Below are 12,971 nucleotides of genomic sequence, written 5' to 3'. Positions count from 1 at the left end.
CGGATCAGTGGAAGAAGTGACGCTCCCCCGTGAAGAACATCGTGACGCCGGCCTTGCGCGCCGCATCCACGACCTCCTCGTCACGCACCGAGCCGCCGGGCTGCACGATGGCCGTGACACCGGCGTCGATGAGCACCTGCGCACCGTCCGCGAACGGGAAGAAGGCGTCCGAGGCGGCGACCGATCCGGCTGCGCGGTCGCCGGCGCGCTCGACCGCCAGGCGGCACGAGTCGACGCGGTTGACCTGGCCCATGCCGACACCGACCGTCGCGTTGTCCTTGGCGAGCACGATCGCGTTCGACTTCACGGCCCGGCAGGCCTTCCACGCGAAGATGAGGTTCTCCATCTCGGCGTCGCTCGGGCGCTCCCCCGACACGAGCTCCCAGTCCTTCGCGACCGAGACGATGTCGTCCGGGAAACGGTCCGCATCCTGGAGCAGCAGTCCGCCGGAGACGAGGCGCACGTCCATCCGCTCCTGCTGCCAGTCCTCGGGGAGCTGAAGGAGACGCAGGTTCTTCTTCGCCTTGAAGACCTCCAGCGCCGCGGGCTCGAACGACGGCGCGACGATGACCTCGGTGAAGATGTCCTTCAGGTTCTCGGCCATCTTCAGCGTCACGGTACCGTTCGCGGCGATCACGCCGCCGTACGCGGAGACCGGGTCGCACTCGTGGGCGCGCAGGTGCGCACTGGCGATCGGGTCGAGCGCGTTCGGCGCCGTGGTCGCGATCCCGCACGGGTTGGCGTGCTTGATGATGGCGACGGCCGGCTTGATCATGTCGTACGCGGCGCGCAGCGCGGCATCCGCGTCGACGTAGTTGTTGTACGACATCTCCTTGCCCTGGAGCTGCGTCGCCTGCGCGATCCCGTGACCGCCGGCGCGGGTGTAGATCGCACCGCGCTGATGGGAGTTCTCGCCGTAGCGGAGCGTCGCGAGGCGCTCGGCCTGGATCGTCAGGTGCGTGGGCAGGTCGCCCGGGTCGTTGAGGGTGCCCTCGGCGAACCACTGCGCGACGGCGGTGTCGTAGGCCGCGGTGTGCGCGAAGGCCCGCGCCGCGAGCTCCCGGCGCTGGGCGAGGGTGGTTCCGCCGTCGGCGACCGCCGCGATGATCGCGGGGTAGGACTGCGGCGACACGACGATCGCGACGTTCGCGTGGTTCTTCGCGGCCGCGCGCACCATGGCCGGGCCACCGATATCGATCTGCTCCACCACGTCATCGCCCTCGGCGCCGGAGGCCACCGTCTCGACGAACGGATAGAGGTTGACCACGACGAGCTCGAACGGCGCGATGTCGAGGTCGGCGAGCTGGCGCTCGTGGTCCTCCAGGCGCAGGTCGGCGAGGAGTCCGCCGTGCACCTTCGGGTGCAGGGTCTTCACTCGACCGTCGAGCATCTCGGCGACCCCCGTGACCGCGGCCACGTCCGTCACCTCGAAGCCGGCGTCGCGGATGGTGGACGCCGTCGAACCGGTCGAGACGATCTCGACGCCCGCCTCCGCGAGCGCGGCGGCGAGACCGAGCAGGTCGGTCTTGTCGCTGACCGAGACGAGAGCGCGCCGGATCGGCACGGTGTCGCGGTCGCGGTAGAGCGTGGGGTCGTGGCGGGGGCCGGCCATGAAAGGGCTCCTTCGTGCGGGGCGTCGGGGGTCAGGGGGCGGAGGTCAAGGCGAGGTCGCCGGTGGCGATGCGCCGGACGACGTCAATGAGGAGCCGGCGCTCGACCGGCTTGATGCGCTCGTGCAGCGTGTGCTCGGTGTCGTCGGCCCGGATCGGCACCCGCTCCTGCGCGAGGATCGGACCGGTGTCGACGCCGTCGTCCACGACGATCACGCTCGCCCCGGTCTCGCGGACGCCGGCGGACAGTGCATCGCGCACGCCGTGCGCCCCGGGGAACTCCGGGAGGTATGCGGGGTGGGTGTTGATGATCCGCGGCGCGTAGGCGGCGACGAGCGACGACGGCAGCAGCCGCATGAGGCCGCTGAGCACCACGAGATCCGGAGTCCAGACGGCGAGCTGTCTGCCCAGCTCCTCCCCCCAGGCCTCACGGCTCTCGTGCTCGTGCCACGGCACGGTGAAGCTGGGGATGCCGAACTCCTCGGCGTGCGCCAACCCGTCGGCCTCGCGGTCCGCTCCGACGACGACGACCCGCGCCGGGAAATCGGGGTGACGAGCGGCCTCGAGGAGGGCGCGAAGGTTCGAGCCGGCGCCCGAGATGAGTACGGCGACCGTGAGCACGCGCCCAGTCTACCGACGTGTCGGAGACGCTCCGGCCCGCTCCTCCGCAGCGGCGATCTCTAGCGACGGTCGTCGTCGACGGCACCCTCGGCTCCGAGCGCGGACATCTCCGCGATCCAGCGGTCCGTGCGCTCCTCGGCGACCTCGTCCCGGTGGCGCGGAGCGAGCAGCAGGATCGCCGCGCCGACGAGCACCTCCGCACCGAGGGACAACGCGAAGGGAACGACCGCGGGTCCGACGACGCCGAGACGGCCGGGCCCGATCGACCCGTTCGCGAGGGCCGCGGCGACACCGGCCACACCGCCGGAGAGCGCCGCGATCCCGACGGCGATCACGGCCCGCTGCAGGAGTCCGAGCGGCGTCCCCTCCCAGACCAGCCGGGAGCGCACCGCCCAGCCGGCGAAGGCCCCCGCGGCGATCGGCAGCAGGATGACGATCAGCGTCCACATCGAGGTGTTCTCCGGCAGCAGACCGAACACGGGGATGCCGGGGACGACGCCCAGCTGGGTTCCGGCCGGCGACACCGCGGTCCCCGCCCCGACCGCGAACCCGGGGCCTGCCAGCCACGAGGCCGCCCACACCACCAGCGTCGGCAGGTACGCGAGCTGCCCGAGGGTGAGCACGGTCGCGCCGAGGGCGTCGACCCGCGCGGCCTGGAACAGAGCGACGACCTCTCCGCCGCGGGTGAGCACCGACACGGCGACCGCAAGGGCAGCGGCTCCGGTCACCCCCACGAGGGCGAAGGCAGCCCCCTGGACGATCGCCGTGGGCACCGGCGCCCAGTGCTCGCGGGCGTCCAGCACATCGTGGACCCGGTCGAGCAGCCCTCCGTCCCCGTCCTCCCAGGCCACCCGGACGGCGCCGCACAGAGCGCCCGCGAGGTACACGGCGGAAGGAAGCAGGATCGCGAGAGCCACCGGAACCCGCGCCGCGTCCACCGCCGAGGTGAGCGCGACGACCGTGGAGATCACGGCGAACACCGCGGTCCCCGACAGCGACCCCAGCAGCCAGGCGCCCGACCGCGCCGCCCGGCCACCGGAGCGCGCCGCGAAGAGGAGGGTGAAGACCAGGAAGGCCAGCGGCGTGACCGAGACGACGAACCGCGCGGCCTCGGCGGGGATCGCGAGGGCGACGAGCAGCGCGTCCGGGACAGTGACCTCCAGCGGGACACCGTGTCCGAACTCCCAGAGCGTGCCCGTGAGAGGCCAGAGCGCGCCCCAGTCGGCCGTGACGCCGAACGCCAGGGTCCACAGGAGCGTCAGCGGCGCCAGCAGTACGGCCAGCCCGATCGCCGCGGCGATGGCGGCGTCGAGGGCGGCGAGGAGCGCGACGAGGAGGCGTTGCATAGCGCTTCCGAGACTACGACGAGTTCCCGTCCGGCCCCCGTGGGCGCGCGCGAGGCGGGCGACACGGTAGCGTTTCTCCGGAGGTTTCCCGATGACTACTGCCCCACCCGCTCCGGCGTCCACCGCGCCCACCGGTACCCTGGACCGCTTCTTCGAGATCAGCAAACGCGGATCGACGATCGGCACCGAGATCCGTGGAGGCCTGGTGACGTTCGTCACGATGGCCTACATCGTGATCCTCAATCCGATCATCCTGTCCGGAAAGCCGGACGTCGCCGGCGACGTGCTGGACTTCAACGCCGTCGGTGCCGCGACGGCCCTGACCGCTGGCGTCATGACGATCCTGTTCGGTCTCGTCACCCGCCTGCCGTTCGGTTTCGCGGCGGGCCTCGGCATCAACGCCTTCGTCGCGTTCTCCGTCGTCGGTCAGGTGACCTGGCCCGAGGCGATGGCACTCGTGATGATCAACGGCGTCGTGATCGTGCTCCTCGCCGCCACCGGACTGCGGAAGGCGATCTTCGACGCGGTGCCCTTCCAGCTGAAGATCGCCATCACGGTCGGCATCGGGCTCTTCATCGCGTTCATCGGCTTCGTCAACTCGGGCTTCGTCACGGCGACCGGCGCCTCGTCGCCGCCCGTCGGACTCGGCGTCAACGGCTCGGTCGCAACCGTGCCGAGCCTGCTGTTCGTGATCACGCTGCTCCTCACGGGCATCCTCGTGGCCCTCCGCATCAAGGGCGGAATGCTCATCGGCCTCATCGGCGGCACCGTGCTCGCGGTCGTCGTCGAGGCGATCTGGCACATCGGCGCCCGAGGCGTCGATGATGAGGGCAACGTCGTCAACCCCGGTGGCTGGGGCCTCACCGTCCCGGCGCTCACCGGCTCGCCCGTCAGCGTCCCCGACCTCAGCCTCATCGGTGCCGTCGACTTCTCTTTCGACCTCGGCAAGGTCAGCCTCGTCGCTCTCGTGATGATCGTCTTCACGCTCCTCTTCACGAACTTCTTCGACGCCATGGGCACCATGACGGGCCTCGCGAAGGAGGCGAACCTCGCCGACGACAACGGCGACTTCCCGCGCATCAAGTCGGCCCTCGTGGTCGAGGGTGTCGGCGCGATCGCCGGTGGTGCGACCTCCTCGTCCTCGAGCACGGTCTTCATCGAGTCCGGCGCGGGCATCGGGGAGGGCGCCCGGACGGGCCTCGCGAACGTCGTGACGGGCATCGTCTTCCTCATCGCGATGTTCCTCACGCCGCTGACCTCCATCGTGCCGACCGAGATCGCCGCCGCGGCGCTCATCATCGTCGGCGCCATGATGATGGCCCAGATCCGGCACATCGACTTCGGCGACTTCCGGGTGCTGCTGCCGGTGTTCCTCACGGTCTCCGTCATGCCGCTGACGTACTCCATCGCCAACGGCATCGGAGCGGGTTTCGTGAGCTGGGTGCTCATCCACGCCTTCTCCGGCAAGGCGAAGTCCATCAGCCCGCTGCTGTGGGTGGTGGGCGCCGGCTTCCTGATCTTCTTCGCCCGCGGTCCTATCGAGGCCCTCTTCGGCGTCGGGATCTGACCCGGTCCGGAAGACAGACGGAGGGGCGGGCGCTGCGGCACCCGCCCCTCCGTCGTTCCGTTTCCGCGCCACTCCCTCGGCGTCGGATGCACGATCCTGCCACGCCTGCACGACTCCATCGCCCACACCGTCGTGCATTCGTGCTTTGCTCGTGCGAGCGAGGGCGAGCCCGAACGCGGCTCAGGCGTAGGCCGCGGCGAACTCGGGCGACGGCTCGATCGGCTCGATGACGTCGACCAGGACTCCCCCGGGGGCCTCGACGATGAAATGCCGCTGGCCGAACGCCTCGTCACGCAGCGGCAGCCGCACCGGGAGGCCCCGCTCCTCGACGAGGCGGGCGTGCGCCGCCGCCGCGTCCGGAACCTCGACGTTGAGCAGCAGCCCCCGCACCGGCTCGCGGAAACCCGGCGGGATGGTCTCGTGCCTGCGGTCGAGGATCGCCAGCTCACCGCCGTCGACGCGCAGACTGACGTACCACTCGGCTTCGAAGGAGGACTCGAAGCCGAGTTCCTCGCGGTAGAACCGGGCGGCTGCGGCGACATCGTCGACCATCAGCACCGGGTAGAAGCTCGTGATCTCCATGCGGACTCTCCTTTACATACAGCGTGTCTGTATTCTGAGCGCTACGATACATACAGACCGCACGTAAAGGAACCCCATGCCCCGAGCATCCGCCGCCGACGCCGCCGAGACGGCACGGCGAATCCTCGACGTCGCCACGGCGCACTTCGCCGCCCACAGCTACGCGACGGCCTCCGTCGATGAGATCGCCCGAGCAGCCGGCGTCACGCGCGGCGCCGTCTATCACCACTACGAGTCGAAACCCCGACTCTTCACCGCGGTCGCAGCTGCCCAGCAGGAGCGCGTCACCGCGGCCATCCTGGCCGCCACGGCGCACAGCTCCCCGGCAGCCGCACTCCGGGACGGCAGCCACGCGTTCCTCGAAGCCATCACCGTCGGCGCAGCCGCGCGGGTACTGCTCGTCGACGGCCCCGCCGTTCTCGGCTGGGAGCAGTGGCGACGCCTGGACGCGACCGGGCCGGAGCAGGAGCTGCGAGCCGGGCTGCGAGAGGCCGGCGTCCCGACGCCCCTCCGTGACGCGCTCACCGCCGCCCTCTCCGGGGCCATGAACGAGCTCGCGCTCTGGCTGGCCGCCCGGCCCGACGACCCGGCGGCGCGACGCCAGGCACACCGCGCTCTCGACGCCCTGCTCGATGCCGTGGACGACGCGGGCTGAGCGAGCATTCCCCGGGGTATGACGAAGGCCCCGGGGTGGAGCCCGGGGCCTTCAGGTCGATCGTAGCTCAGGTCAGAGCGATTCGACGATCTCACGCATGAGAGCGGCGGTCTCGGACGGCGTCTTGCCGACCTTGACACCCGCGGCCTCGAGGGCCTCTTTCTTCGCCTGCGCGGTACCGGCCGAGCCGGAGACGATGGCACCGGCGTGACCCATGGTCTTGCCCTCCGGAGCCGTGAAGCCCGCGACGTAGCCGACGACCGGCTTGGTCACGTTCGCCTTGATGTACTCGGCCGCGCGCTCCTCGGCGTCGCCGCCGATCTCGCCGATCATGACGATGGCCTTGGTCTCGGGGTCGGCCTCGAACGCCGCGAGCGCGTCGATGTGCGTGGTGCCGATGACCGGGTCGCCGCCGATCCCGATGGCCGTGGAGAAGCCCAGGTCGCGCAGCTCGAACATCATCTGGTACGTCAGCGTGCCCGACTTCGACACGAGGCCGATCGGGCCCTTGCCGGTGATGTTCGCGGGCGTGATGCCGACGAGCGCCTCACCGGGGGTGATGATGCCGGGGCAGTTCGGGCCGATGATGCGGGTCTTGTTGCCCTTGCTCTGCGCGTACGCCCAGGCCTCGGCCGAGTCGCCGACGGGCACGCCCTCGGTGATGACGACGAGCAGCGGGATCTCGGCGTCGATGGCCTCGATCATCGCGTCCTTGGTGAAGGCGCCGGGGACGAAGGCGATCGAGACGTCGGCTCCGGTCTCCTTCATGGCCTCGGCGACGGAGCCGAAGACGGGGAGCTCGACGGCGTTGCCGTCCTTGTCGGTGTGCGAGACCGTGGTGCCGGCCTTGCGGGCGTTCACGCCGCCGACGACCTGGGTGCCGGCCTTGAGCATCAGCGCGGTGTGCTTGGTGCCCTCGCCGCCGGTGATGCCCTGGACGATGACCTTGGAGTCCTTGTTGAGGTAGATCGACATTCTTCTAGTCCTTCAGTCTCAGGCGTTGGCGAGCTCGGCGGCCTTGTCGGCGCCCTCGTCCATCGTGGCGGCCAGGGTCACGAGCGGGTGCGCGTAGTCGGCGAGGATCGCACGACCTTCGTCGACGCGGTTGCCGTCGAGGCGGACGACCAGCGGCTTCGAGGCCGTGTCGCCCAGCGTCTCGAGGGCACCCTTGATGCCGTTGGCGACGGCGTCGCACGCCGTGATGCCGCCGAAGACGTTGACGAACACGCTCTTGACCTGCGGGTCGCCGAGGATGACGTCGAGGCCGGCGGCCATGACCTCGGCCGAGGCGCCACCGCCGATGTCGAGGAAGTTGGCGGGCTTGACGCCGTTGTGGTTCTCCCCGGCGTAGGCGACGACGTCGAGCGTCGACATGACCAGGCCCGCGCCGTTGCCGATGATGCCGACCTCGCCGTCGAGCTTGACGTAGTTGAGGCCCGACGCCTTGGCCTTGGCCTCGAGCGGGTCGGCAGCGTCCTTGTCCTCCAGCGCCTCGTGCTCGGGGTGGCGGATCTCGGACGCGTTGTCGTCGAGCGTGACCTTGCCGTCGAGCGCGATGATGTCGCCGTCCTCGGTGCGGACGAGCGGGTTCACCTCGACGAGCGTCGCGTCCTCACCCTTGTAGACGTCGTAGAGCTTCACGAACACGTCGGAGACCTTCTCGACGAGGTCTTCCGGGAAGTTCGCGGCACGGGCGATCTCGACCGCCTTCTCCTTGTCGATACCCGTGAGCGGGTTGACCTCGACGCGGGCGAGGGCCTCGGGCTTCTCGACGGCGAGCTGCTCGATCTCCATGCCGCCCTCCACGGAGCACAGGGAGAGGTAGGAGCGGTTGGCGCGGTCCAGCAGCACGGAGAAGTAGAACTCCTCGGCGATGCGAGCGCCCTGCGCGACCATGACCCGCTTGACGACGTGGCCCTTGATGTCGAGCCCGAGGATGGCCTTCGCGGCCTCGTACGCCTCGTCGGGGGTCTTCGCGACCTTGACACCGCCGGCCTTGCCGCGGCCGCCGGTCTTGACCTGGGCCTTGACGACCACGACACCGCCGATCTTCTCGGCAGCCGCCTTCACCTCCTCGGGGGTGTCCGCGACGATGCCGGCGAGGACCGGCACTCCGTACTTCTCGAAAACGTCTCGTGCCTGGTACTCGTACAGATCCACTGTGCTTCCTTCACTGGGCTGCGGTCTGGTCTGGTGATTCTCTCGATGTCGAGACATCGACCAGTCCCCCAGCCTACTACCTCGTCCTGGGCGCTCCTGCGGCCCGCGGGCGGCCCGTGGAGCCGGTGCGATGCGGGCGGGAGGTCCTAGGCTTTGCGTCATGCGAGACTTCTCCGATCCGCGCGACGCCGTGGTCGCCGCCGCGCTCGAGCTGTTCCAGACCCAGGGGTTCGACCAGACGTCCGTCGAGCAGATCGCCAAGGCGGCCGGGGTCTCCCGCTCGACCTTCTTCCGCCAGTTCGGTGGCAAGGAAGACGTCGTCTTCGCCGACCACGAGGTGCTGCTGGAGCAGCTCCGCGAGTTCCTGGCGGAGGGTCACGACGATCCGTGGGGTGCCGTGTGCGCGGCGTCGGAAGCCGTCTTCACCCACTTCGCGAACGATCCCGAGCTCGCACGGCGCCGGTATCAGGTCGTCCGCCAGGTCCCGGTGCTCCGAGAGCGCGAGATCATCACGGTGTTCCGCTACGAGCGACTGTTCGACGAGTACCTGCGGAGCGCGCTGCCGGGTGTCGACCCGCTCGATGCGGTCGGATTCGCTGCACTCGTGACCGCGGTGCACAACCACGTCCTGCGGCAGCTCCTGCGCGGACGGAAGAAGGTGCCGCTGGCGACGCTCCAGTCCGCGCTCGCGGACGCCCGGCGCCGATACGGGGTCGGGGAGGACGCCGCCGCCGGGGCCCCCGACGACATGGTCGTGGCGGTCTTCCCCCGCTCCATGCCCATCGCCGAGGTCACGCGGAGGCTGCGCTCCGAACTCGATTGAGCGGGCACGCGGGTCGTGGCACCGAGTATCGAGGAGTACGATACCTGGTGTCACGAAGGAGTCACCATGAGCCCCGAAGCGTCACCTCTGCCCGGCGAACGCGTCGCGTCCTACGACGTCACCGCGCGACAGGACAGCGACTACTACGCGGTCTTCGCGGACCTCCCCGCCGCCGACCGGGAGGCCTGGGAGCGCGCCAAGGCGTATGTCGACGAGGTCGCCCCGCAGATGGCGGAGGCCTGGGACCGCGCCGAGTACCCGCTCGAGGCCGCACGGCGCATGGGCGAGATGGACCTCGTCGTCGACGGGATCGATCATCCCGCCCTCACCCGCCTCTCCCCGCTCGCCGCGGGACTGGTGAACATGGAGATCTCGCGCGGGGACGGCTCGCTCGGCACGATCCTCGCTGTCCAGGGCGGTCTCGCCCTCCGGACCCTCGCCCTGTTCGGATCCCCCGCCCAGCAGGACCGCTGGCTCACCGCCCTCGCCGACGGCTCCGTGCTCGGCTCGTTCGCGCTGACCGAGCCCGACCACGGCTCCGACTCCGTCTCGCTGGAGACCGTGGCCCGTCGCGACGGGGACTCCTGGGTGCTCCGCGGGACCAAGAAGTGGATCGGCAACGGAGCCTCCGGCGGGATCACGTTCGTCTGGGCGCGGGTCGACGACGACTCCGCCGCCGAACACGGATCGGTGCGGTGCTTCCTCGTCGAGCAGGACACCCCCGGCTACACCGGCACCGTGATCCGCGGGAAGGCCTCCCTCCGCGCGATCCATCAGGCCCACATCCGCCTGGACGACGTACGGGTGCCGCTGGACGCGGTGCTTCCCGGGACCAGGAGCTTCAAGGACGCTTCGACCGTGCTCTACGCCACCCGGTCCGGTGTCGCCTGGTCGGCCCTCGGTCACGCGACCGCCTGCTACGAGGCGGCTCTGGCCTACGCGAAGGAGCGGGTGCAGTTCGGCAAGCCGCTCGCGAAGTTCCAGATGGTGCAGGAGCGCCTGACGCACATGCTGGAAGATCTCACGGCGATGCAGCTGTACTGCCGCCGGATGGCCGATCTGGAGCAGGCGGGCGCCCTGCGGCCGACCCAGGCGTCGCTCGCGAAGTTCCACAACACCCGGGCGGCCCGGCGAATCGCGGCGACGGCGCGGGACCTCCTCGGCGGCAACGGCATCCTCCTGGAGAACGGCGTCATGCAGCACATGGCCGACATCGAGGCCATCCACACCTACGAGGGCACCGAGTCGGTCCAGGCGCTCCTGCTCGGCCGTGACATCACCGGGATGAGCGCCTTCGCCTAGCCCTTCGAATCGCGCCCTTTGCTGCGTTCGGCCGCCGGATGCAGCGAAGTGCGCGATTCGAAACAGAGAAGGCGATCGCGGTCGTCCCGGGCATCGGCGGGGCGGAAGCCGCGGGATGTGTAGAGCCGGATCGCGGCGTCGCGCCAGTCCCAGACCGACAGCCGCACCGCCCCCTCCGCCTCCCGCAGGACGGCGTCGAGCAGCGCGGACCCGACGCCTCGGCCGCGGACCGTCGGATCCGCCCAGAGCCGCTTGATCTCGGTGTACCCGGCATGCGGAAGGGCGATCACCACGCCGACCGGACCCCCGTCGACCTCCGCCACGAGCACCCGCCCTCCGGCGTATGCGGTCTCGGGGTCGCGGACCTCCGGCCGGTACCGCTCGGGGAGCTCACCCTCGGGCTCCGCCGGGTCACCCAGGATGTCGTGCTTCTCCTGCTCGGTCTGTCTGAGGTATGTCGATACGGCGGCACTCACGAAAGCCGCGTCTCCCGGCCACTCTGCCTCGCGGACGGAGACGCCGCCGCGCGCGGGAGCGGCGCACATCAGTCGCAGCCGCAGCCGCCGGCGGGGGTCTTCACCATGAAGCACACGTCACACACGCCGTAGTCGCGCTCGACGGGCTTCGGAGCCGCGGGCGTGCGCGCAGCGGCGGGGGTGCGCGGCGTCGAGGAGCGCTTGGCCTTGACGGGGGTCTGCGGGGCGAACTCGCTCGGGTGCGTGACGTAGAAGTACGGCGCGCGCCCCTCGCTGGGCTGCAGGCGGAGGCGGGTCGAACCGACAGTCACGACCTCGTCCTCCGTGAAGCCGTTCGTGTACGTGCGGCCGATGTGCAGCGCCGCCCCCTCGCGACGGATCGCCTCGATGTAGCGACCCCGGTCGATCAGCGACGTCACCCCCGCGGACGCGACGATCTCGGTGATGAACGCGTGGTTCACCGGGTCGATGCGGTGGGCGCGGAGCGCCTCGGGAAGCGAACGGTACGGACGGGAGGTGCCGGCGGGGGTCGGGCCCTGGACTTCATTCATCCCTTCCAGGATCGCACGGCGCAACCCCCTCCGCCGACCGCGGGCCCGCGTGCGAGACTGGCCGCATGGCACTCGCGACGATCATCGGATCCGGACCGAACGGCCTCTCCGCCGCCGTCTCCCTCGCCCGCGCCGGCTACCGGGTACGGGTCCTGGAGGCCGCGGACACGGTCGGGGGCGGGCTGCGCACGCAGGAGGTCACGCTCCCGGGCTTCCGACACGACGTCTGTTCCGCCGTCCACCCGGCAGCCGTCGCCTCGCCGTTCTTCCGGGCTTTCGGGCTCGACGAGCGGATCGAGTGGATCCGGCCGGAGATCTCCTTCGCCCACCCTCTCGATGACGGCCGCGCCGCCGTCGCCTGGCGCGACATCGAGCGCACCGCCGGCGGTCTCGGCGTCGACGGGGACGCGTGGCTGCGCCGACTCCGCCCGCTCAGCACCCGCATCGACGGGGTGACGGACTTCACCTTCAATCAGCTCCTCCGCGTCCCGCGCGACCCGATCACGGCCGTGCGCTACGCGATCCGCATGCTCGATCAGGGCACGCCCCTCGCGCGCGCCGCCTTCCGCACGGAGGAAGCGGCCGCGCTCATGGCCGGGGTCGTCGCGCACGCGAACTCTCCGCAACCCACGCTCGCCGGCGCCGCGGCGGGACTGCTGCTCGCCGGGCTGGCCCACGCCGGCGGCTGGCCCTACCCGCGCGGCGGGTCGCAGGTGATCGCGGACGCCCTCGTCGCCGACCTGGAAGCCCACGGTGGCACGATCGAGACCGGCGTCCGCATCACCGACCTCGCGACGCTGGACGCGGGCGACCCCGACCGCGGCGACGTCCTGCTCCTCAACACCTCCCCCCGACTCGCGCTCACCCACCCGGACATCCCCGCCTCCTACGCTCGTGCCCTCCGCGGCTATCGTTACGGCGCCGCCGCCGCCAAGGTCGACTTCGCGCTCGACGGCCCCGTGCCGTGGACGAACGAGCACGTGCGGAGCGCCCCGACCGTGCACGTCGCCGGGACGAGGGATGAGGTGTGGAACAGCGAGAACGCGGTCGCCGTGGGCCGGGTGTCCGAGCGCCCCTATGTCCTGGCCGTGCAGCCGTCGCTGTTCGACCCGACCCGGGCCCCGGAGGGCAAGGCCGTGCTCTGGGCGTACATCCACGTGCCGAACGGCTCCGACCTCGACCCGACGGAGCTCATCACCGCACAGGTCGAGCGCTTCGCCCCCGGTTTCCGCGACCGGATCCTCGCCCGCCACGCGGTGCCGGCCTCCTCTCGTGAGG

12 protein-coding genes and 1 pseudogene are annotated in these 12,971 nt (G+C 70.7%); 5 read left to right on the top strand and 8 right to left on the bottom strand.

Annotation, left to right across the window (positions count from 1 at the left end):
• Positions 1-4 precede the first annotated feature (4 nt).
• Genes purH through FY549_RS08520 form a run of 3 tightly spaced genes read right to left on the bottom strand, consistent with a single transcriptional unit; the run spans position 5 to position 3,577 of the window.
• Complete coding sequence (gene purH / locus FY549_RS08530; protein ID WP_149084655.1) at positions 5-1,612, bottom strand: bifunctional phosphoribosylaminoimidazolecarboxamide formyltransferase/IMP cyclohydrolase; 1,608 nt, start codon at positions 1,610-1,612, stop codon at positions 5-7.
• Positions 1,613-1,643: 31 nt separating this feature from the next.
• Positions 1,644-2,231 (bottom strand): phosphoribosylglycinamide formyltransferase, encoded by a 588-nt coding sequence (gene purN, locus FY549_RS08525; RefSeq protein WP_149084654.1) that lies wholly within the window; start codon positions 2,229-2,231, stop codon positions 1,644-1,646.
• A gap of 59 nt (positions 2,232-2,290) precedes the next feature.
• Positions 2,291-3,577: a DUF6350 family protein gene (locus FY549_RS08520; protein WP_200839087.1), complete on the bottom strand. Its 1,287-nt coding sequence runs from the start codon at positions 3,575-3,577 to the stop codon at positions 2,291-2,293.
• Between the two features lie 91 nt (positions 3,578-3,668).
• On the opposite strand from FY549_RS08520, the gene FY549_RS08515 reads away from it, so the two are divergent.
• Entirely contained in the window at positions 3,669-5,144 is a 1,476-nt protein-coding gene (locus FY549_RS08515; RefSeq protein ID WP_149084653.1) for an NCS2 family permease, read from the top strand.
• A 180-nt stretch (positions 5,145-5,324) separates the two neighbouring features.
• Here FY549_RS08515 and FY549_RS08510 read toward each other — a convergent pair whose 3' ends face one another.
• Entirely contained in the window at positions 5,325-5,726 is a 402-nt protein-coding gene (locus tag FY549_RS08510; RefSeq protein WP_149084652.1) for a VOC family protein, read from the bottom strand.
• A gap of 76 nt (positions 5,727-5,802) precedes the next feature.
• On the opposite strand from FY549_RS08510, the gene FY549_RS08505 reads away from it, so the two are divergent.
• Complete coding sequence (locus FY549_RS08505) at positions 5,803-6,381, top strand: TetR/AcrR family transcriptional regulator (protein ID WP_149084651.1); 579 nt, start codon at positions 5,803-5,805, stop codon at positions 6,379-6,381.
• 72 nt (positions 6,382-6,453) lie between these two features.
• Here the strand turns inward: FY549_RS08505 and sucD are convergent, their stop codons facing one another.
• Entirely contained in the window at positions 6,454-7,356 is a 903-nt protein-coding gene (gene sucD, locus FY549_RS08500) for a succinate--CoA ligase subunit alpha (RefSeq protein ID WP_149084650.1), read from the bottom strand.
• Positions 7,357-7,374: 18 nt separating this feature from the next.
• Entirely contained in the window at positions 7,375-8,541 is a 1,167-nt protein-coding gene (sucC, locus tag FY549_RS08495) for an ADP-forming succinate--CoA ligase subunit beta (protein ID WP_025103777.1), read from the bottom strand.
• A 160-nt stretch (positions 8,542-8,701) separates the two neighbouring features.
• Between sucC and FY549_RS08490 the strand changes: the two genes are divergently transcribed.
• On the top strand, positions 8,702-9,364 hold the full coding sequence (locus FY549_RS08490; protein ID WP_149084649.1) for a TetR/AcrR family transcriptional regulator: 663 nt from the start codon (positions 8,702-8,704) through the stop codon (positions 9,362-9,364).
• 66 nt (positions 9,365-9,430) lie between these two features.
• Positions 9,431-10,666, top strand: coding sequence for an acyl-CoA dehydrogenase family protein (locus tag FY549_RS08485; protein ID WP_149084648.1), 1,236 nt, complete (start codon positions 9,431-9,433; stop codon positions 10,664-10,666).
• On the opposite strand, the gene FY549_RS08480 is transcribed toward FY549_RS08485, so the two are convergent.
• Both FY549_RS08480 and FY549_RS08475 read right to left on the bottom strand, forming a co-directional pair.
• A complete protein-coding gene (locus FY549_RS08480) occupies positions 10,663-11,211 on the bottom strand; it encodes a GNAT family N-acetyltransferase (RefSeq protein WP_149084647.1) in 549 nt (182 codons plus the stop codon). The two genes, FY549_RS08485 and FY549_RS08480, sit on opposite strands and share 4 nt — an antisense overlap.
• Complete coding sequence (locus tag FY549_RS08475; RefSeq protein WP_149084646.1) at positions 11,211-11,693, bottom strand: hypothetical protein; 483 nt, start codon at positions 11,691-11,693, stop codon at positions 11,211-11,213. Before FY549_RS08475 ends, FY549_RS08480 begins: the two co-directional genes overlap by 1 nt.
• 65 nt (positions 11,694-11,758) lie before the next feature.
• Between FY549_RS08475 and FY549_RS08470 the strand changes: the two are divergent.
• Positions 11,759-12,829: pseudogene (locus tag FY549_RS08470) on the top strand (phytoene desaturase family protein); the annotation flags it as partial.
• Between the last annotated feature and the right edge of the window lie 142 nt (positions 12,830-12,971).

It is taken from the genome of Microbacterium sp. 1S1, from assembly GCF_008271365.1.
Classification (GTDB): domain Bacteria; phylum Actinomycetota; class Actinomycetes; order Actinomycetales; family Microbacteriaceae; genus Microbacterium.
This window is presented reverse-complemented; position numbering and strand designations above follow the sequence as displayed.

Bases quoted from the DNA above. Each gene is read 5' to 3' on its own strand.
- purH (WP_149084655.1), bottom strand. From the start codon at position 1,612: ATGGCCGGCCCCCGCCACGACCCCACGCTCTACCGCGACCGCGACACC.
- FY549_RS08520 (WP_200839087.1), bottom strand. From the start codon at position 3,577: ATGCAACGCCTCCTCGTCGCGCTCCTCGCCGCCCTCGACGCCGCCATC.
- FY549_RS08515 (WP_149084653.1), top strand. From the start codon at position 3,669: ATGACTACTGCCCCACCCGCTCCGGCGTCCACCGCGCCCACCGGTACC.
- FY549_RS08510 (WP_149084652.1), bottom strand. From the start codon at position 5,726: ATGGAGATCACGAGCTTCTACCCGGTGCTGATGGTCGACGATGTCGCC.
- FY549_RS08505 (WP_149084651.1), top strand. From the start codon at position 5,803: ATGCCCCGAGCATCCGCCGCCGACGCCGCCGAGACGGCACGGCGAATC.
- sucD (WP_149084650.1), bottom strand. From the start codon at position 7,356: ATGTCGATCTACCTCAACAAGGACTCCAAGGTCATCGTCCAGGGCATC.
- FY549_RS08490 (WP_149084649.1), top strand. From the start codon at position 8,702: ATGCGAGACTTCTCCGATCCGCGCGACGCCGTGGTCGCCGCCGCGCTC.
- FY549_RS08485 (WP_149084648.1), top strand. From the start codon at position 9,431: ATGAGCCCCGAAGCGTCACCTCTGCCCGGCGAACGCGTCGCGTCCTAC.
- FY549_RS08480 (WP_149084647.1), bottom strand. From the start codon at position 11,211: ATGTGCGCCGCTCCCGCGCGCGGCGGCGTCTCCGTCCGCGAGGCAGAG.
- FY549_RS08475 (WP_149084646.1), bottom strand. From the start codon at position 11,693: ATGAATGAAGTCCAGGGCCCGACCCCCGCCGGCACCTCCCGTCCGTAC.